We start from the raw sequence: 20,136 nt of genomic DNA, 5'->3' as shown, positions 1-20,136 counted from the left end.
GTTAGATTCAAAATGCTTTTGTTCATTGATAACTATGACAGTTTCACCTACAACATTGTCCAATATTTCGCCGAACTCGGTCAGGAAGTCGTCGTCCGCCGCAACGACGATATTACGCTTGAAGAAATCGAAGCTTTGAAACCGCAATACCTCGTTATCGGGCCGGGTCCTTGTTCGCCGAAAGAGGCGGGTATTTCCGTCGCCGCCATGCGCCATTTCGCCGGCAAGCTGCCGATTATGGGCGTGTGCCTCGGGCATCAGACGATAGGCGAAGCGTTTGGCGGGGATGTGGTGCGGGCAAAAACGCTGATGCATGGAAAAGTTTCGCCCGTGTTCCATTTGAACAAAGGCATGTTCAAAGATTTGCCCGATCCTGTCACCTGCACGCGTTATCACAGCCTTGTCATCGCCCGCGATACGCTGCCCGATTGCTTGGAAGTAACCGCATGGACGGAAGATCAGGAAATCATGGGCGTGCGGCACAAGGAATACGCCGTCGAAGGCGTGCAGTTCCACCCCGAAGCCCTGTTGACCGAACACGGACACGATATGTTGAAAAACTTTTTGGAAGAATTTAAAGACTTCCAAGCGTCCGCCGCTTAAACCAAACGTCGTCTGAAAATTTTCAGACGACGTTTGACGTAAAAATACCCGTAAAAAGGATTGAACCATGATTACACCGCAACAAGCCATCGAACGATTAATCAGCAACAACGAATTGTTTTACGACGAAATGACCGACCTGATGCGCCAGATTATGAGCGGGCAGGTGCCGCCCGAACAAATCGCCGCCATCTTGACCGGATTGCGGATTAAAGTCGAAACCGTATCGGAAATCACCGCCGCCGCCGCCGTCATGCGCGAATTTGCCGCCAAAGTGCCGCTGGAAAATTCAGACGACCTCGTCGATATTGTTGGTACGGGCGGGGACGGTGCAAAAACCTTCAATATTTCCACGACTTCCATGTTTGTCGCCGCTGCGGCAGGCGCGAAAGTCGCCAAACACGGCGGGCGCTCTGTTTCTTCGTCCAGCGGCGCGGCAGACGTGATGGAGCAGATGGGCGCGGTGTTGAACATTACACCGGAGCAAGTCGCCGAAAGCATCCGTCAAACAGGCTTGGGCTTTATGTTTGCCCAAAACCACCACAGCGCGATGCGCCACGTCGCGCCCGTGCGCCGTTCGCTCGGGTTTAGAAGCATTTTCAATATCTTGGGCCCGCTGACCAACCCTGCCGGCGCGCCAAACCAGCTCTTGGGCGTGTTCCACATTGATTTATGCGGCATCCTGTCGCGCGTATTGAAACAGCTTGGTTCCAAACACGTTTTGGTCGTGTGCGGCGAAGGCGGTTTGGACGAAATCACGCTGACGGGCAAAACCCGTGTTGCCGAGCTGAAAGACGGAGAAATCCGCGAATACGACATCAGCCCTGCAGATTTCGGCATTGAAATCCGCCGCGATTTGGACGAAATCAAAGTCGTCAACGCGCAAGAGTCTTTGGAAAAAATGGATGAAGTGTTGAGCGGCAAACATGGCGCGGCACGCGATATCGTCCTGCTCAATGCCGCCGCCGCGCTCTATGCCGGCAATGTCGTGCCTTCGTTGTCGGACGGTGTCAAAGCCGCCGAAGCAGCCATCGACTCGGGTAAGGCAAAAGCGAAAAAAGAAGAATTTGTCCGCTTTACGCAGCAATTTGCCAAAGAGTAAGCGAAGGTCGTCTGAAAACGGAAATTCGATGCTGATTATCGGGAACGGGCTGAAACGCTGCAAAACCGTTCGATAAGCAGTTGAGGAGGATTGAACGTCTTCAAGAAAAGATAGAAAAGTGCCGTCATTAAACAAAAGGTCGTCTGAAAATTTTCAGACGACCTTTTGTTTAATCCGCCATTTGTATCAAGCTGTCGGCGAGGCGGTCGGCGGCTTGGCGGTAGCCTTTGCCTGAGAAGTGGACGCCGTCTTTGGCGGCGAGGCCTTGGCTCATCCAGCTTTTCATGCTGCATTCGCCGCCCATCGCGTTCTGCCACGACCAATACATAATTTTTTCGTCGCGGGCAATGCGTTGCTGCATTTGTTGGATGCTGCTTAAGGTGGCGGGGCGTGTGCCGCAGCTTCCTGAAGTGCTTTTCAGGGATTCGGGCGCGCCGAGAATCAGGATGCCTGCGTCGGGCAGGCTTTGTTTGATTTGGCGGATGTAGCTGCGCCAGCTTTGTTCGGTGGCTGTGATGTCTAAATCGCGGGCGAAGGCTTCGTTGGTGCCGTAGGCAATGATGACGAGGTCGGCGCGGGTTTGGGCAAGGTCATCCTGCCAAGAGGGACGCCATTTGGACCAGTGGGTCAGTTGCGCGCCGTTGATGCCGAGTGCGGAAACGGTTACGCCGCGTCCGGGATTTTCGATATTGATGTAGCCGATGTCCCAAGGCATAGAGCTGCTGAGGGTCAGGGGCAGGCGGCCGTTGCTGCGGATGATTTGCCAGCCGCTGCTTCCGGCGGGGACTTCGCGTCCGTTGAACGACAGGGTTTGCTCGGGCAGGACGGGTTTGGCGAAAACGGAAATCTGCCTTTCGCCACTGCTTCCGTCTTTGGCGCTGATGGTAACGCTGCTGCCGTTGGCTTTGGCGATGATGCCGCCTAAGGGGAAGTCGTCTGAAACGCTGCGGCTGCTGACGGTTTGCCACGAGCCGTCATAGCGGACGGCTGCGCTGCGCTGTCCTTTGACGGAGGAGGGGTAAACCCAGCCTATGCCGCCGTCGCCCCATTTTTGCTGGAGGCGCAGGCGCAGTTGTTCGGTGAAAAGGTCGCCGGCGGTGTGTGAATCGCCAATTTGAAGGATGCGGAATTTGCCGTCCGAGCTGCGGTCGAGTTTTTTGAGCTTGGAGAGCCATGTGGGACGGCTGCTGCCGTAGTTTTCCAGCAGCATATCGGCGGCGGGGGCGGCGGCAGACAGGCACAATGCGGTAAGGGATACGGACAGGGTTTTGATGTTCATGAGTTTCCTGTGTGTGGTTTCAGACGACGTCTTTTGACGCGGCGGAGGGCTATTGTAACGAAAAAGACGGCATTGGATAAACTAAACGCCGTCCTTTTGCTGCCGATACGGGCTTAACGTGCGGACAATTGTTCCGTGCGTTCTTCGCCGTTCATTTCAGGGGTCGTCTGAAAAACGATTTTTTCCATGATTTTATCCGCGAGCAGTTTTTGCCCTTCAGCAGAGAAGTGGATGCCGTCTTTGCTGCGGTAGCGGATGATTTTTCCATTGATGTTAACGGAGTCGGCGTAGGTGTCCGAGCCGTTGCTGAGGAGTTTGTCGGTCGGTATCCACAGGGCTTTTGGACTGATCTCGTCTGCTAAAAGTTTGTCGAGATATCGCATTTGCTTGTTAAGTTTTGCCTGTTTCATATAAGGGATGCCCATCCAAATGACTTGCACATGGTGTTGTTCGGCGGCGGCCAGGATGCGGTTGACGCGGCTGAGGTATTCTTCCGACCATTCGGGCGAGGCGAATTTCAGGTATTTTTTGCCTTTCGGGAAGTCCCACGGATCGTTGGGGCCGAGGAAGACGACCAGAAGGCGGATGTCGGTTTGTTGTTTCAGCGTTTGTTCGATGGTGTTCGGCCAGTCGAAAAACTTGGGATAGGACAATCCGGTACTTTGCTTGCTTAGGTTCACCGACTGGATACCGTATTGTTTTTTCAGGCTTCTTTCTACAAAAGGTGCAACGCCCTGCATCATCGAGTCGCCGGCAAAAAAGACTTTGTCGCCTTGTCCGAGAACGATATTGGCAGGTGGGGTAACAGGGAGATGATGTGCTTCGGGTTGTCCGCCGTTTTGTACCGTTTGAGGTTGGCGTCCGTCGGCGGGACGGTTTTTTTCGTGCGGTTCGGACGCATTAAGCTGCGCATTTTGTTCAGACGACCCGTCTTCTTCAGCGATTTGAGGTTCCGGTTCGGCAATCACAGGCTGTCCTGCCAAACGTGCTTTGAGGTCGTCTGAAAAGGCGTACGCGTCTTGTTGCAGCTTCGCGCCCGTGCGCCACCATTCGTATTCGGACAAAGGCTCCAGCGGCGAAGCCTGATGATAGGTTTGCTGCCAATAGGCATTGATGGAATCTTGACTGAACCACGCCGCGCCAAAGGCGCAAACCAAAAGGGAGGCAAACAGGGAAATAAAGCGTTTCATATTCTGATTGTCCTTTTAAAAGTCGGCGTAAATAAAGCCCGGGATACCTGACGGCGCCAATACGATAATCAACACCAACATCAGCGTTAGCGGTATAAACCACAGCCACATCGGCATTTTTTCCAACGCTGCCACCGCGCCGTCAAACAGGCGAAGCAAATACGGGTAGAGCAAAATCATCAGACCAAACGCGGCAAGCAGCAGGATATCCGCCTGCTTTGGAGCCGCCCAACCTGCTTCGTTGGCGAACAAGGCATCAAAAACCATCTGCGTATCGGCGAGGCTGCTGGTGTTGAACACGACGAAAGTGAAGCAGACGAAATGAAAAGTGACGAACCAGGCAAGCGGACGCAAGATTTTCAGACGACGTGAACCGTCCCGACCGAATATTTTGTCGCCGCAGTTGAGCAAAATTAATGCCACGCCGTGCAGCGCGCCCCACAGCAGGAAATTCCAGCCGTAGCCGTGCCAAACGCCCGACAACACCATCGCCAGCAGCAAGTTGAACTGCGTCAGGACGAAGCCGTGTTTGTTGCCGCCCAAAGGAATATAAATATAGTCGCGTATCCAGGTGGAAAGGCTGATGTGCCAACGGTTCCAGAAGTCGCGGATATTGAATGCGCGCAGCGGAGCGGCAAAGTTTTTCGGCAGGCGGAAACCGAGCAGCATCGCCATCCCAATTACCAAATCCGAATAGCCTGAAAAATCGAAGAAAAGCTGGAAAGTATAGCCGTACACCCCCGACAACACACCCCAGCCGTCAAACTGGGCGGGATTCTCGAAAACGGGCGATACCCAGCCGTCTCCCAGCGCACCCGCCAGCCACCATTTTTTTGCAATACCCAGCAAAATCAAGCACACCGCCAGCGCGGGGCGCACCAATGCGCGCGGTTCTGCCGTCCGAATCTGTTCCAAAGCCCCCGCCTGTTCGCCGTCTATGCTTTTAAATGCCGCGGCACGGATAATCGGTCCGGAAGTAATCGTCGGGAAAAAGCTCAAATGCAGCAGCAATTCATGCCACGCAAACCGGTCACCCATCGGATGACGGCAGCAGTACACCAAATAAGCCAAAGATTGAAATGTGTAATAAGACAGCCCCAAAGGCATCAAGATATCGACAATCTCGCTCTGTCCCGTGTATTGGCGGATAAACGGGCGGAAAAAGTCGAAATATTTGAAGAAACACAATACTGCCAAAGCAGTCGCTACGCCGAAGCCCAGCCAGAATTTCCGTACGTTTTCGTTTTCAGACGTCATCAACAGGCCGAGCAAATGCACGCAGGACGAATAGCAGGCAATTATGGCGGCAAAGATGGGATTCAAGTGATACAGCCAGCCCATCCCCGCCAGCAGAAGCAAAACATTCTGCACCGACGGCATACGGAAAAATGCCCAATAAATAGGCAAAAAAGCAATAAAAAATACCGCGAATTCAATCGACAGCAACGGCATAAGTGTTCCTTGAAATTTTTATTATTCAGATGCCCCGAATATAGGTTTGGCAAGTCGAAGCGAACCATATATTTTAAATAAGTGTTTGAATTTATACAACTAACGCTAATCTCGTTTTAGAACCGCTCGTCAGAGCTTGGGGCGAATTTTGAAATCTTTTGTCATAAATATCGTATTGGATAAACAGGGCTTTTTTTAATTTTCAGAGATAAAAAGCAGGTTGGGCAGGGCATGCTGATTGCCCTTGTTTCGACACTCAATTTCAAGCAATGAATTGATTTAAGATGAAAAAAAGCAGATTCGGGGTAAAGATGCCCGTAAGGTGTTTAAACCTTGACGGGTTTTACCTTGAATCTGCTTTTAATAAGGTTGGTTTTTAAAAATAATCTTTTATTTCAATAAATTAGATTATTTTTACTTAAGAGGATAGGGCGGCTTGCTGGTGTGCCGTCAACTCGGCAATACCTTTTTGCGCCAGCGCAATTAGTTTGCCCAATTCGTCCAAGCTGAACGGCGCACCTTCCGCCGTGCCTTGGATTTCGATGATTTTACCCGAAGCGGTCATAACGATGTTGACATCGCTGTCGCAGCCGGAATCTTCGGGGTAATCCAAATCCAAAAGCGGTACACCGTTCACGACGCCTGCGGAGACGGCGGCAACGGCTTCGCGGATGGGGTTTTCGCTGATGAGGTCGTCTGAAAGCAGCTTGTTGACCGCAATTTGCAGTGCGACGAATGCGCCGGTAATAGACGCGGTGCGCGTCCCGCCGTCTGCCTGAATCACGTCGCAGTCAATTAGGATTTGGCGTTCGCCCAGTTTTTCCATATCTACGACGGCGCGCAGCGAACGCCCGATCAGACGCTGGATTTCCTGAGTGCGACCCGACTGCTTGCCTGCCGTAGCTTCACGGCGCATACGCGAGGCGGTGGACGCGGGCAGCATTCCGTATTCGGCAGTAACCCAACCCTGACCCTTGCCGCGAAGGAAGGGCGGGACATTTTCGTCGATGGAAGCGGTGCAGATAACTTTGGTGTTGCCGCATTCGATCAGGCACGAGCCGTCGGCGTGCGGCAGGAAGTGCGGGGTGATTTTGATGTCGCGCAGGCTGTCGGCAGCGCGCGAGGTGCGGGTGTAATTGCTCATGATTTGTCCTTTGGGGAAACGGTAAAAATTTGTGGTTGGTATTATAGGGCAGAAGCCAAATGAGATGGGGAGGTCGTCTGAAAACAAAGGTTGAATCCCAAAAATAGGGGCAGTATAGTCAGTCGTGTCGAGTATTATCAGCAATTTGAATATGTGTCTGATGAACTAATCAAATTGGGACTAAAATTAAATTCAAAAAATATTTTTGAGATCATTATTATGAATGGTGCAGAATTTAAATCATCCTATCAAAAATTTGACAATGACAGAGAGAAAGAGGAATTTCTACAAAATTACGCTGATGAGGATATGTCTGAGGAGTTGGCGAATTTTCTTTTGGATATCGGTCTAAGTTCAAAAGAATCCGATATTGCCCGCCATGAAGCATTCAGCATCTTAAGGGTGTATATAGGCGAATTTGATTATGGTCATATTTTTGAAAAAATAATTGATTTTTTTGAGAATCTAGATGAAGATATTTATCTTCGGATTGAGGCGCTAAGTATCTTAAAAAGAGCACCAATAACTGTTAAGGAAGCGGAGTTTGCAATGAATGTCCTTAAGAGGAATGAAAATGAGTTAATAAGCAGTGCAGCCCTCCAAGTTTTAACATTTCATCGAAAACTGCCTTTTGTTAAACTGTATTTAAAGCAACTAATTGAAGATAAATCAGATTTTTCTGAAGATGCCCGAATAGCTTTAGATTGGTGACCAGAGTATATGAAAACTTTCAATAAAGACTACCACGACGCAGAAATTATCGGCTATGTTTATCAGTCGAAAGAACAAATCCTCAAATTTTTCCTTGACGATGATTCAATATTGGATTTTCAGGATGTGGTGTTTTTTGATTTTGATAATATCGGTACGCAGAATGTCATTTTTGATATTCAGACGTATCACAATCAATCATGTCCCGAATGGTTGATTGAGTTGTTTCCATCCATCAGTTTTTATGTAGAACAAAGACGGCATGAGTCATATGATTTTTACTATATTTCATCATCGGTAGGGCTAGAAGCCGTGATTGTGTGTGAAAATCAAGCTGCGTAGTCGGTATGGCAAGTTGCAGCCAATATTGCCTTCTTGGGAAAAATTTATTTGTAAACCAGGTCTGTGCAAATCATAAAGGTCGTCTGAAACCATCAAACAGGGTTTCAGACGACCTTTATTCTATCTTCCAATCAAGCAAGGAACAGGCGGTATGCGGCGTTTTGGGTTTCGTCCTGATAGCTGTAACCGAGGCTTTCGAGGAAGTTTTCGAAGGCTTGATTGTCGCCGGGCGGGACGTCGATGCCGACGAGGATGCGGCCGTAGTCGGCGCCGTGGTTGCGGTAGTGGAAGAGGGTAATGTTCCAGCCGCCCTGCATATGGTTGAGGAAGCGGGCGAGTGCGCCGGGGCGTTCGGGGAACTCGAAGCTGATTAAGCGTTCGTGGGCGACTTTTGTTGTGCGTCCACCGACCATGTAGCGGATGTGGATTTTGGAGATTTCGTCGTCGGTCAGGTCGACATTGGGCAGCCCGGCTTCGGTCAGCTGGCGGCTGATGACGGCGAGGTCTTGGGAACCTGCGGTTTGCAGGCCAACGAAGATATGGGCTTTTTGGTCGTCGCCGTAGCGGTAGTTGAACTCGGTGATGTTGCGGCTGCCGAGCAGGTTGACGAATTTGAGGAAGCTGCCGCGCTCTTCGGGGATGGTAACGGCGAAAATGCCTTCGTTGCCTTCGCCCAATTCGCTGCGTTCGGAAACGTGGCGCAGGCGGTGGAAATTCATGTTGGCGCCGCTGGTTACGGCGATAAGGGTTTGGTTTTGGATGCGGTTGCGGGCGGCGTAGGTTTTCAAGCCGGCGAGGGCGAGCGCTCCTGCGGGTTCGGTGATGCTGCGGGTGTCGTCGAAGATGTCTTTGATGGCGCCGCAGATGGCGTCGGTATCGACGGTGATGATGTCGTCCAAGAGGTCGCGGCAGAGGCGGAAGGTTTCTTCGCCGACGACTTTGACGGCGGTACCGTCGGAGAAGAGGCCGACGTCTTTGAGGCTGACGACTTTTCCGGCTTCAACGGATTGCTTCATGCAACAGGAGTCGTTTGTTTGCACGCCGATGACTTTGATGCTGGGGCGGACTTGTTTGACGAATGCGGCAACGCCCGCTGCCAGTCCGCCGCCGCCGATGGGGACGAAGATGGCGTGGATGTCGTCGGGACGCTGGCGCACGATTTCCATGCCGACAGTGCCTTGGCCGGCAATCACGTCGGGGTCGTCAAACGGGGCGATGTAGGTCAGTTTTTCTTTTTCTGCCAACTCCATCGCGTAATCATAGGCATCGTTGTAGGAAACGCCTTTGAGGACGACTTCTCCGCCGCGGCTTTTGACGGCGTCGATTTTGATTTTGGGCGTGGTTTCGGGCATGACGATGACGGCGCGGCAGCCCAAACGCTGTGCCGAAAGGGCGACACCTTGTGCGTGGTTGCCCGCGCTGGCGGCGATGACGCCGCAGGCGAGTGCTTCTTTGGGCAGCTTCGCCATTTTGTTGTACGCGCCGCGGATTTTGAAGGAAAACACGGGTTGCAGGTCTTCGCGTTTGAGCAGGACGTTGTTGTTCAGACGACGTGACAGCCCGATTGCGGGTTCGAGCGGCGTTTCGACGGCAACGTCGTAAACGGAGGCGGTCAGGATGCGGATGAGGTAATCGGAATAAGAGGGGCGGTTGTTCATGGTTTTGTGTGCCGGAGGATTATTTTCAAAAGGAGTGTCCGCCGCCCGCGTCAAACTTTGCCAACAAAACGGCGGAAAGGTAAAACCATACCCTCGAGGTCGTCTGAAATCAAGAAAAATCTTAGCAAAGCGAAGTTGCGGCGGTATAATGACTGCCTTTTGTGCCAAACCGCACGACGCGGTTGTTTTTATTTCTGTTTCCGCACCACATCCCGATGAAAAAAACATTATCCGTATTGATCGCGGCAATGATGATTGCCGCCGCGCAAGCCGCGCCGCAAGCGGCTAAAAACAACGCAGCCCCTGCTGTTGCAGCTTCCGAGCCTGCGCCTGCCGCCGCATCCCAGCCCGAGGCCATGATGCCCAGCATCAACAGCCCCGATGCGCCGCCTGCCATTGCCGCTGCCGCATACATTGTTACCGATTTGCACAGCCATCAAGTGCTTGCCTCCAACAATATCGACACGCAGATCGAACCGGCTTCGCTGACCAAAATGATGACCGCCTACCTCACGTTCAAGGCTTTGGAAAACGGCACATTGCGCGCCGACCAAATGCTGACCGTGTCCGATGCAGGCTGGAAAATCGAAGGCTCGCGGATGTTCCTCATTCCCAAAGTCCCCGCCAGCGTCAGCGATTTGATTAAAGGCATGATTGTCCAATCCGGCAACGATGCTGCCACCACGCTTGCCGAAGCCATGGGAGGCGGCTCGGTGGACGTGTTCGTCCAACAAATGAACGACGAAGCCAAGCGTTTGGGCATGACCAAAACCCACTTTAAAAACCCGACCGGATTGGCTGCCGAAGGCCACGTTTCCACCGTCGGCGATTTAGCCATTTTGTCCGCCGCGCTGATACACGATTATCCGAAATACTATCCCGTATTTTCGATTAAATCCTTCAAATACAACAATGTCGAACAGCCAAACCGCAACCTCCTGCTCTACCGCGATTCCAATGTGGACGGTCTGAAGACGGGACACACCGAAAGCGCAGGCTACAACCTTGCCGCTTCCAGCAAACGCAACGGCAGACGCATCGTTTCCATCGTTGTCGGTACCGATTCCACCGAAGCCCGCGCTTCCGAAAGCGGTAAACTGCTCAACTGGGCGTTGCAGGCATTCGATACGCCCAAGCTCTACAACGGCGGTGAAATCATTTCCAAGGTTAAAGTCTATAAAGGCAGCAGCAAATCGGTGAACGTCGGTTTCCTCGAAGACGTGTACATCACGATTCCCCACGATGCCGGACAAAACATCAAACCGATTTTAGAAACCGTCCAGCCCGTTATTGCCCCGATACGCAAAGGTCAAACCTTGGGCAAACTCAAAATCGTCAAAGACGGCAAAGTCATTACCGAGAAAAACGTCGTCGCCCTCCATTCCGTTGAAGAAGGCAGCTGGTTCAGACGGATGTGGGATGATATCGTATTGTGGTTCAAAGGCTTGTTCGGCAGCAGTTCGAAATAGGCAGGATTGATGAAAAGGTCGTCTGAAAATGGTTTTCAGACGACCTTTGTTTTGGATGCGAACAGGACGACGGCAAAGTCTTTATATAGTGGTTTAAAGTTAATCCACTATAACTTAAATCCGCTTTCAAATATTCGTTTTTGTCCGCTGATCGGGTCGGTAAACTCAATCCGTTTTGCCAGTAGTTTCAAAGGTTTTTCATAATCTTCATCGCCCGCCGCCAAAGGGGTGGGATAAAGCGCGTCGTTTAGCAGCGGCATGCCCAAACGCATCATATGCACCCGAAGCTGGTGTTTTTTTCCCGTATGCGGCGTCAGCCGGTAGAGGCTGAATTCGCCGCGGTTTTCAAGCAATTCGACCGTCGTATGGGCGTTCGGCTCGCCTTCGGTTTCCTGCGTCGTGAAAAACCGTTCCCCGCGCACCATGCGCGAAACCACGTCCAAGGGATATACCAAATCCGTCCGCGTCGGCGCGACGGCATGATAGGTTTTACGGACGCTTTTTTCCTGAAACATCGTTTGATAATCGCGGCGCGTGGCAGGATTGTGCGACAGCAGCATCACACCTGCCGTATCTTTATCCAAACGGTGGACCGGCGTAATGTCTGCTACGTTCAAATGCTGCAATTCCGGCCGCAGGCGCAGGCGGGTCAGCAGGGTTTCGCGCAAAAAACGTCCGCTGGGGATAACGGGCAGGAAATGCGGTTTGTCAACGACAATCAGATGGTCGTCGATGTGCAGGATTTTTTCTTCAAACGGAATGACGGGTTCGCTGTCGCTGCTGGTTTCTCGGTAATAAAACATGGTTTTGCCCGGCTCGAACAGCGTGTGTTCGTCAAACGGCGCGCCGTCTGCATCGACGACGAAGCCGCTGTTCAAACGCCTGCGCCAGTTGTCCTCGCCGACAAAGGGAAAGCGGACGCAGAGGAAATGCAACAGGGGCAGGCCGTAAAACGGTTTTTCGTGCGGCAGCACCAAATAGCTGGGTTTGACGCCGTTTAAAAGCGGGAGGGGGTTGGAGCGTTTTTTCATGTGGCGGATTGTACTCGGTTTCGGTCTTTTTTTCAGACGACCTAAGTCGGGTTAAGGCTGTCGGGTGATAATGAAGCGGTTTGCATGGGGAAAATTGTGTTACGGATGATGGGGAAAGCGGTCGTCTGAAAAGCCGGATTTTGGGTTTCAGACGACGTTTTTATTTGGTTTTTTTAAAGACAGGTTGGGCAGTGTTTTTCGTGGGCAAAGCCCACGCTACGGTTGGGTTGTGGATGGAACGTGTGGTTTGTTTGAACGCATGAAGAAAGGTCGTCTGAAAACAGGAAATCTATTTTCAGACGACCTTGGTTACCACCTGTTTAACAAAAACTTATTCCGCCAATTCGGTTTGCTGGTGCGACATGAGTTCTTGTCCGACATCGGTCAGGAGGTTGAGGTAACGCTCGTATTGCTTGAGGATGTCGGCGATGAGTTCGCGGCGGTTCATGTATTGCACGTCGTAGCCGCTGCGGCCGTCGAAGAAGTAGGTGTAGGGTTCGTAGGTTACGTTGTGGCGGATGTGCGGGAGGTGGCCGTCTTTGATAAGCTGTTCGGACACTTCGCGCTTGATGGTTTTAATGCCGTACATGAAGTCGCGCAGGGACTCTTTGTGGATGGTGAATTCGACGGCAGGCTCTTCGCGGTCGAAGTGGGTTTGGATATCGACGCTCAGGCTGTATTTGTCGGACAGCTCTTCGCTCAGTTCGCGCATGGCGGGCAGGGCGGTGGTTTTGAGGAATTTGAGGATGTCTTGTTCCTGCGTTTGGTTCAGCATACGCTCGAGCCTGTCCTGCCAGTTGTCGCCGCTCCAATAGACACTGGAGGGGGTGACGGCGGTCGTGAAGTATTTGTGGTCGGCGTTTAATCCGCGCCAGAGGCTGAAACACATGATCAGCATGAGCATGGCGAAAGGCAGGGCGACGATAAGGGTCATGGTTTGCAGGGTGGGCAGCCCGCCGAAGCGCAAAAGGACGATGGCAGCGGCAGACATCAACAGCCCCCACATCACTGCCTGCCAGCGCGGGGCGGCCACGCTTTTGTCGCGGGAGGCGATGTTGTTGAGGACGTAAATACCGGAGTCGGCGGAGGTGATGAAGAAGAGGGCGATCACCATGAGGCTGACAAGCCCTGTGAGGGTCGGCAGGGGGAGGTATTCGAGGAAGCGGAAGAGGAGTTTTTCGGGCGTGCCGGTCAATTCGCCCAATGCGCCTGCTGCGGTGTGGTCGTTAATCCAGATGGCGGTATCGCCGAAGATGGTGAACCAGATGACGCAGAACAGGGAGGGAACCGCCAAAACGCCGAAAATGAATTCGCGTATGGTGCGTCCGCGCGAGATGCGGGCGATGAAGAGTCCGACGAAAGGTGCCCAAGAACACCACCATGCCCAGTATAAGATGGTCCAGCCGCCGAACCATTCGGTATGGTTTTGTTCGTAGCTGTATGTTTTGAAACTGAGTTGTACGAGGTTGCTCAGGTAAGTGCCGAGGTTGTCGTTGAAGGCGGAGAGCAGGTGGAGGGTCGGGCCGGTGGCGAGGACGAAAACCATCAGGACAAAAGCAAGGGTCAAGTTCATCTCGCTCAACATTTTGACGCCTTTGCCTATGCCGGAGGCGGCGGAGGCGACTGCCAAACCCATGACGGCGAAAATCACGATGGTTTGTACGGAAAAGGTGTTTTCGCTTATCCAGCCGATTTGTGCCAAACCTGCACCCAACTGCGCCGCGCCGAAGCCGAGCGTGGTGATGATGCCGAACAGGGTGGCGACCAGCGCGAGTATGTCGATGATGTCGCCTGCCTTACCGTCGATTTTCTCTTTTAGCAGCGGATAAAAGCAGGAGCGCAGGGAAAGCGGAAGTTTGTAGCGGAAAGCGAAATAGGCGAGCGCCAACGCCATGGCGGCGTAAACCGACCAGGCATGTACGCCCCAGTGGAAGAGGGTGTGGAGCAACGCGTCCTGCTGCCTTGCGCCGCTGCCGCCTTCGGTGATGGGGGACAGATAGTGGGTGAGCGGTTCGGCGACACCGAAAAACATCAACCCGACCCCCATACCCGCCGCGAACAGCATGGCGAGCCAAGACCAAAAGCTAAATTCAGGCTCTTCTTCGTTGCTGCCCAGCTTGATGTTGCCGAAGCTGCTGACCGAAAGTGCGAGCAGGAAGAAGAAGAAGGCTGAAAACGCCAAGATGTAAAACCAACTGAAGTTTTTGAAAATGCCCGTTTTGGCAGCATTGAGGACGGTTTCTGCCTGCTGCGGAATCAAAAGCGCGATGCCGATGACCAGCAGCACGAAGGACAGCGTAACGGAAACGACGAAGGGATTGAACGAAGAGCGGTTGCGTAAGAAATGAAATAAAGACAAACCTTGACCTCCTTTGGGATGGTGAGGCAGGCGGATACGGGCGCAAGGCTGTATATGGTTGATTAACAAAAACTAGGAATAAAACATGGTCTGTCGGACAGAGTCCGAGACTTTCCCGATTTTTGGTAATCCACTATAAAACGCAGACAAAAAACGAATGGCGTTTAAACCGTCCTGCCGGATGAAAAACAAGGGAAAAAGAGAGTAAAAACGCACAGATGAATGAGCCGTAATGAGGGCCGGGTGAGACAAAATGGATGATGATTATTTCTTTTTTTGAAGGAATAATAACAAAATCAGGGGATTGTTTCAAATTGGGAAAGATTTGTGTATATAGTGGATTAACTTTAAACCAGGACGGCGTTACCTCGCCTTAGCTCAAAGAGAACGATTCTCTAAGGTGCTGAAGCACCAAGTGAATCGGTTCCGTACTATCTGTACTGTATCTGCGGCTTCCGCCTTGTCCTGATTTAAATTTAATCCACTATATTTGGACAAGAAAGATGGCGGCGATAAAATGGGCAAAGGGGTCGTCTGAAAGGTATTTCAGACGACCCCTCATCAGTTTTATGAGCTATTGCCGCTATCTACTTTCTTAAACGACAACCAAATGCAGACGCCGACCGATATCAGCCAAGCCGCCAGCAGCCAATACGGGTTGAGCAAATGGGCGTAGGGGTTCAAATCGGGATTCTTGATGGGTGGCAGATAAACCATAACGCCGAAGTAGGCAGACGATAGGGCAAGGCAGCTCAAAATGCCTTTTTGGTCTTTACGCAGACGCATCAGCATTGCCGTCAAACCGCTTGCCACCATGGCGGCAAAGCCAAAGAAAGTCATCGGGATAAAGTGTGCACTCCAAGCTTGTGTGTCGGGGAAGGCGGAGTCCGGCTGCATCAGGAAGGCGCAAGTCAGGAAAATCGGTGTGCCTGCCAAAGCAAAAGCAAGCGGAATCCACCAACGGTAAGAAAAAACGCCTTTTTTTTCAGTTGCATGTTCAAAAATGACTTGCCCCGCATGAATGCCCGCCTTCACGGTTTTCACGGCAATTTCCCGCTCCCGTTTATACCCGCTTTCACTAGGTAAAAACACCAGCCCAAAGGGAATAACGGCAAACGCATTCAATAGGCTGAATATCGTTAATCCTTCGAAATAAAAATTAAACAGCATCTCTATATCTTTTGACAAAAACAGCGCAAACAATATCGTGCTTATGTAAGAACAGACAAAGCCGATGAGCATGGCGGTCAAGATATGCTTCAAGTTCCTACGCAAACGAAGCTGCGTCATCGCCATACCGGTCAGTATGCCCCAAACCAGCATATAGCCAAGCATATAGAGTAAACCGTTAATTATTGCAGCCACACTAGCCAGACTGCCGAACACCAGTCCGAAAATACCGAAATGGAGCATAGAGGCAAAAAAAGCTGCCACCCCGCCGGAAGCTACGGCAAGCTGAACGGTGAGAAACACGAGTAAAACGCCGTAACACAAGGCATAAACGGTAAAAAGCAGTATAAGGTACGGCTTGCGCGGTTTCTTGTCCTTCAGGGCGGTGTTGTCCGACATTATGCTGGTTTCCTTTGGATGATTTATCGGAATTGAAGTAGTTTCAGACGACCTTTGAGCGCGGATACATCGAACCCAAAATCGTCGTATCGGATTGAGGTTAGGGCGTTATGGAAATTTGAATGATTATAATGGAATAGTTTGTGTCGATGATAGCCGTATAACGATATTGCATTTTCGTGAAACCGATAATAAGCAACAAGATTGCCCTTACAACAAAAGGTCGTCTGAAAACTGTTTTTCAGACGACCTTTTTACCGTTTTATCACTCAAGAAAGCGACGGATTACTCCCGTACCTGCCCGTCGCCCAACACAATCCATTTTTGCGAAGTCAGTCCGTGCAGACCGACGGGGCCGCGGACGTGGATTTTGTCGGTGGAAATGCCGATTTCCGCACCGAGGCCGTACTCGAAGCCGTCGGCGAAGCGGGTGGAGGCATTGACCATGACGCTGGCGCTGTCGACCGTACGCAGGAAGGTGCGGGCGTCGGTGTAGGATTCGGTTACGATGCTGTCGGTGTGGTGGCTGCCGTGGGTGTTGATGTGGGCGACGGCTTCTTCGAGGCTGTCGACGATTTTGACGGAGAGGATGGGGGCGAGGTATTCGGTGTCCCAGTCTTCTTCGGAGGCCGTCTGAATGTGGGGCAGGATGGAAAGGGTACGCGGGCAGCCGCGCAGCTCGACGTTGCGGGCGGCGTATTTTTCCGCCAATACGGGCAGGATTTCGGTGGCGCGGTTTTGGTGGACGAGCAGGGTTTCCATGGTGTTGCAGGTGCCGTAGCGCGAGGTTTTGGCGTTGAAGGCGATGTTGACGGCTTTTTCGGCGTCGGCGGCGCGGTCGATATAGACGTGGCAGATGCCGTCGAGGTGTTTGATGACGGGTACGCGGGCTTCGGCGGCGATGCGGGAAACCAGCGATTTACCGCCGCGCGGGATGACGACGTCGATAAATTCGGGACTTTGCAACATGGCGCCGACGCTTTCGCGGTCGGTGTTTTCAATCAGGCTGACGGCTGCTGCGGGCAGGCTGTTTTCAACTAATGCCTGCGTAATCAGTTTGGAGAGCGCCATATTGCTGTTGAAGGCTTCGCTGCCGCCGCGCAGGACGCAGACGTTGCCGGATTTGAGGCAGAGGGCGGCGGCATCGACGGTTACGTTGGGACGGGATTCGTAAATGATGCCGACAACGCCCAAAGGTACGCGCATTTTGCCGATTTGCAGGCCGTTTTCGCGGGTGCGGAATTCGTCCATTTCGCCGACGGGGTCGGGCAGGGCGGCAATCTGGCGCAAACCTTCGCACATGGCGTCTATGGTTTTTTCGGTCAGCCGCAGGCGGTCGAGCAGGGCGTCGTTCAAACCTTTCTGCGCGGCTTGTTCCATATCTTGGGCGTTGGCGGCGAGGATGGCGGTTTGATGGTGTTTGATGAGTTCGGCGGCGCGCAGGAGCGCGGCGTTTTTTTGCGCGGTTTCGGCGGCAGCGACAATATAGGAAGCCTGCTTGGCGGCGGACGCGGTGCGGCGGACGTAGTCTTGGATGTTTTGCATGGTGTTTTTGTGGGGAAAGTGGGAATGGGTTGATGATAAGGTCGTCTGAACGGGAATTCAATAGGATGCAGGGAGACGGTTCAAATGATACTGGGGAAGGGGATTGAGAAAATCGCAGATAAAAAAAACCATCTATACTAAGGGGAAAAGTATAGATGGCCAAACACATTACGGGGAAAACGTCTTACTCACTTACTCACTTCTCTCGAAGCAAGTGTTACTCAGACACGCGAATTATATAATAGTTCACGAATGATGGCGTTAAGTTTGGTTAATGACATCTTAACAATCATATCATCATGTTTTAAAACAAATAAAAAAACCATAATGGTTAAAATTTTTTTGAAAAAACTTCAAAATTTTCAAACAGTGATGAATTTCCACTCCCCTGAGGCTAAATTTTCTACCGTTCGTCCGTTGAATTCGTCCCGATGGAGATGTTCGACGCGGTTGCCGGCGGCGGCGACCATGCGTTTGACTTGATGATATTTACCTTCGGTAATGGTCATCAGCAGGGTGGTCGGATTTTCCAAAACGGCTTCGGCTGCGCGGACGGTTTCGTTGTCGTCGTGCAGCAGGACGCCGTTTTTCAGCGTTGCACACAGGCTTTCGTCGGAAGGATGTTTCAGAGTAACACGGTAGATTTTGGGCACTTTGTGTTTCGGCGAGGTAACGCGGTGGTTGAACTGCCCGTCGTTGGTAATCAGCAAAACGCCCGTCGTATCGGCATCCAGTCTGCCGACCGCCTGCATATCGATGTTGCGCATATGATCGGGAAAAAGGCTGAAAACGCTGGGGTATTGCTGCGGTTTGTGCGAGGTTTCGTAATCGGCAGGCTTGTTGAGCAGGATATAAAAATAGGGCATGGGGACGACGACGATGTCTTCGCCGTCTATGCGCAGCGTTTGGACTTCGGCGGGATCGATGTCAGCTTTGGCGTCGTTGTAGACCGTATCGTTGATTTCGACACAGTCGTTTTGAATCAGCCACTGGCATTGTTTGCGGCTGCCTATGCCTTGGGATTGGAGGTATTTGATCAGTTGCATGGGAATGGCGGAAACGGGTTTCAGACGACCTAATTGTATATCAGGACTTCGCTTTCAAACGATAGAGATATGTGGTTTCCCGATTGCGGGCGAAAGCGAGCGGGTCGGATTCGTCGGCGGCTTTGCGGTGGCACGGTTTGGTTTTCAGAATATCGACCACTTCTAAAGAGGCCGTCTGAAAACATTGTTCCAGAAAATCGCGGTCGCGTAAGTGCAGATGTTCCGCCAAGTCGGAAATGATCAACCACGCTTCGCCTTGCGGGTTTAAATGTTGCCGCACGCCGTTTAAGAAGGCGGTCAGCATGCCGTTGTCGGGGTCGTAGAGGGCGGTTTCGACGGCGGAAGTCGGTTTGGCGGGCAGCCACGGCGGGTTGCAGACGATCAGGTCGGCGCGTCCTTCGGGAAACAAATCGACGGCTTGGACGGCAACTTGTTTGTCCAGCCCCAAGCGGGCGAGGTTGGCGGTTGCGCAGGCGATGGCTTTGGGGTTGGTGTCGGTGGCGGTGATGTCGGGAATGCCGCGTTTGGCGAGGATGGCGGCGATAACGCCGGAACCTGTGCCGATGTCGAACGCCGTCTGAATATGGGGATTTAACGGCGCTTGGGCGATTAGGTCCAAATATTCGCCGCGCAGGGGCGAGAACACGCCGAAGGGAACGTGGATTTTGCCGTCAAGCTGCGGAATGTCTATGCCTTTTTTGTGCCATTCGTGTGCGCCGATAAAACCCAAAAGCTGGTTGAGCGGCAGCAAAAAAGGCGCGTCGTTCAACTCGGCGTACACATCGGCAAGGGCGGCGCGGACGTCGGGCGCGCGCGGGTTGCTTAACTGAAAACCCGCGCTGATTTCGACGGCAAGCATATTCAGCACGCGGCTTTGCTGCGCCTGTTTCATACGATGGGCGTGGAAGGCCGTCTGAATATCGGCGGGAGCGTTTTTCGTTTTTTCAGACGGCCTGCGGACGCGCTTTTTCATCGCTGCCAAGACTTGCTTGGCGTTGTGGAAATCGCCCGTCCAAACGGTTGCCGTTTGGGCGTGGGCGTTTTTCAGAATATCGGCGGCATTGCTTTCATGCACATAAACCGCCTGCTTGGGCGGCTTCTGCGTGCTTTCGTTGCGCCATTCGGCAGCGGCGCGGTCGGTGGGGATAATGGGGAACATGGAGGAAAGGAGGAAGGGAAACCGGCGGCAAGTTTACTATAGTGGATTAAAATTGCAATGATACGGTGTTGCCAACGCCCTTATGTACTACCCGTACACGGCGGGCGTTGCCGCCTTGTCTCATTTTTATTTTAATCCACTATATATTTCGGCTTGTGATGTATTGCCGTTATGGTGTGCTAGACATTCAAAATAAGCGGGCGCAGTTTGGACTGTAATGCCTATTCATTATTTGGCAGCAGGTATGTGTCGCCTGCCTTTTTGTACTTAAGGAGACCTTTGCAAAATTCCCCAAAATCCCCTAAATTCCCACCAAGACATTTAGGGGATTTCCCATGAGCACCTTCTTCCAACAAACCGCACAAGCCATGATTGCCAAACACATCGACCGCTTCCCACTATTGAAATTGGATCAAGTGATTGATTGGCAACCGATCGAACAGTACCTGAACCGTCAAAGAACCCGTTACCTTAGAG

At 52.2% G+C, this 20,136-nt stretch carries 16 protein-coding genes and 1 pseudogene; 6 read left to right on the top strand and 11 right to left on the bottom strand.

The features are described 5' to 3' along the window. The first annotated feature begins 12 nt into the window (after positions 1-12). Both HMPREF3050_RS06585 and trpD read left to right on the top strand, forming a co-directional pair. A complete protein-coding gene (locus HMPREF3050_RS06585) occupies positions 13-603 on the top strand; it encodes an aminodeoxychorismate/anthranilate synthase component II (RefSeq protein ID WP_003767156.1) in 591 nt (196 codons plus the stop codon). A gap of 67 nt (positions 604-670) precedes the next feature. Beyond that, positions 671-1,705, top strand: a complete 1,035-nt coding sequence (gene trpD / locus HMPREF3050_RS06580) for an anthranilate phosphoribosyltransferase (protein ID WP_003777983.1) — start codon at positions 671-673, stop codon at positions 1,703-1,705. Positions 1,706-1,874: 169 nt separating this feature from the next. On the opposite strand, the gene HMPREF3050_RS06575 is transcribed toward trpD, so the two are convergent. From HMPREF3050_RS06575 to rph, 4 genes are all read right to left on the bottom strand, one after another. After that, on the bottom strand, positions 1,875-2,984 hold the full coding sequence (locus HMPREF3050_RS06575; RefSeq protein ID WP_070774191.1) for an SGNH/GDSL hydrolase family protein: 1,110 nt from the start codon (positions 2,982-2,984) through the stop codon (positions 1,875-1,877). A 113-nt stretch (positions 2,985-3,097) separates the two neighbouring features. Then, entirely contained in the window at positions 3,098-4,174 is a 1,077-nt protein-coding gene (gene patB / locus HMPREF3050_RS06570; RefSeq protein WP_070774190.1) for a peptidoglycan O-acetyltransferase PatB, read from the bottom strand. A gap of 15 nt (positions 4,175-4,189) precedes the next feature. Continuing rightward, positions 4,190-5,626 (bottom strand): MBOAT family O-acyltransferase, encoded by a 1,437-nt coding sequence (locus tag HMPREF3050_RS06565; RefSeq protein ID WP_070774189.1) that lies wholly within the window; start codon positions 5,624-5,626, stop codon positions 4,190-4,192. Between the two features lie 418 nt (positions 5,627-6,044). Continuing rightward, entirely contained in the window at positions 6,045-6,770 is a 726-nt protein-coding gene (gene rph / locus HMPREF3050_RS06560; RefSeq protein WP_070774188.1) for a ribonuclease PH, read from the bottom strand. A gap of 153 nt (positions 6,771-6,923) precedes the next feature. On the opposite strand from rph, the gene HMPREF3050_RS06555 reads away from it, so the two are divergent. Beyond that, the gene (locus tag HMPREF3050_RS06555) at positions 6,924-7,481 is read left to right on the top strand and encodes a hypothetical protein (RefSeq protein WP_232203775.1); all 558 of its coding nucleotides are present in this window, start codon (positions 6,924-6,926) and stop codon (positions 7,479-7,481) included. A gap of 9 nt (positions 7,482-7,490) precedes the next feature. Further along, positions 7,491-7,823, top strand: coding sequence for a hypothetical protein (locus tag HMPREF3050_RS06550; RefSeq protein ID WP_070774187.1), 333 nt, complete (start codon positions 7,491-7,493; stop codon positions 7,821-7,823). A gap of 131 nt (positions 7,824-7,954) precedes the next feature. Here the strand turns inward: HMPREF3050_RS06550 and ilvA are convergent, their stop codons facing one another. Further along, positions 7,955-9,481 carry a threonine ammonia-lyase, biosynthetic gene (ilvA, locus tag HMPREF3050_RS06545; RefSeq protein ID WP_039409512.1) on the bottom strand — a complete coding sequence of 509 codons (1,527 nt, stop codon included), beginning with the start codon at positions 9,479-9,481 and terminating at the stop codon, positions 7,955-7,957. A gap of 215 nt (positions 9,482-9,696) precedes the next feature. Here ilvA and HMPREF3050_RS06540 point away from each other — a divergent pair, with 215 nt between their 5' ends. After that, on the top strand, positions 9,697-10,950 hold the full coding sequence (locus tag HMPREF3050_RS06540; protein ID WP_070774192.1) for a D-alanyl-D-alanine carboxypeptidase family protein: 1,254 nt from the start codon (positions 9,697-9,699) through the stop codon (positions 10,948-10,950). A gap of 107 nt (positions 10,951-11,057) precedes the next feature. Here the strand turns inward: HMPREF3050_RS06540 and HMPREF3050_RS06535 are convergent, their stop codons facing one another. The 6 genes from HMPREF3050_RS06535 to HMPREF3050_RS06510 form a co-directional block, all read right to left on the bottom strand. Further along, positions 11,058-11,981, bottom strand: a complete 924-nt coding sequence (locus HMPREF3050_RS06535; RefSeq protein ID WP_070774186.1) for an RluA family pseudouridine synthase — start codon at positions 11,979-11,981, stop codon at positions 11,058-11,060. A gap of 331 nt (positions 11,982-12,312) precedes the next feature. Continuing rightward, a complete protein-coding gene (locus HMPREF3050_RS06530; RefSeq protein WP_070774184.1) occupies positions 12,313-14,340 on the bottom strand; it encodes a BCCT family transporter in 2,028 nt (675 codons plus the stop codon). 567 nt (positions 14,341-14,907) lie between these two features. Beyond that, on the bottom strand, positions 14,908-15,909 hold the full coding sequence (locus tag HMPREF3050_RS06525; RefSeq protein ID WP_070774181.1) for a hypothetical protein: 1,002 nt from the start codon (positions 15,907-15,909) through the stop codon (positions 14,908-14,910). A 285-nt stretch (positions 15,910-16,194) separates the two neighbouring features. Continuing rightward, positions 16,195-17,454: a glutamate-5-semialdehyde dehydrogenase gene (locus HMPREF3050_RS06520; RefSeq protein ID WP_070774180.1), complete on the bottom strand. Its 1,260-nt coding sequence runs from the start codon at positions 17,452-17,454 to the stop codon at positions 16,195-16,197. A 362-nt stretch (positions 17,455-17,816) separates the two neighbouring features. Beyond that, positions 17,817-18,500, bottom strand: a complete 684-nt coding sequence (locus HMPREF3050_RS06515; RefSeq protein ID WP_070774178.1) for a 16S rRNA pseudouridine(516) synthase — start codon at positions 18,498-18,500, stop codon at positions 17,817-17,819. Between the two features lie 40 nt (positions 18,501-18,540). Further along, entirely contained in the window at positions 18,541-19,659 is a 1,119-nt protein-coding gene (locus HMPREF3050_RS06510; protein ID WP_070774176.1) for a methyltransferase, read from the bottom strand. 335 nt (positions 19,660-19,994) lie between these two features. Between HMPREF3050_RS06510 and HMPREF3050_RS14270 the strand changes: the two are divergent. Continuing rightward, positions 19,995-20,136, top strand: a pseudogene (locus HMPREF3050_RS14270) (IS5/IS1182 family transposase); the annotation flags it as partial.

Origin of the sequence: Neisseria sp. HMSC065D04 (assembly GCF_001815675.1) — a bacterium.
Classification (GTDB): Bacteria; Pseudomonadota; Gammaproteobacteria; order Burkholderiales; family Neisseriaceae; genus Neisseria.
Note: the sequence above shows the minus strand (reverse complement) of the source record. Positions and strands in the feature narration are given on the sequence as shown.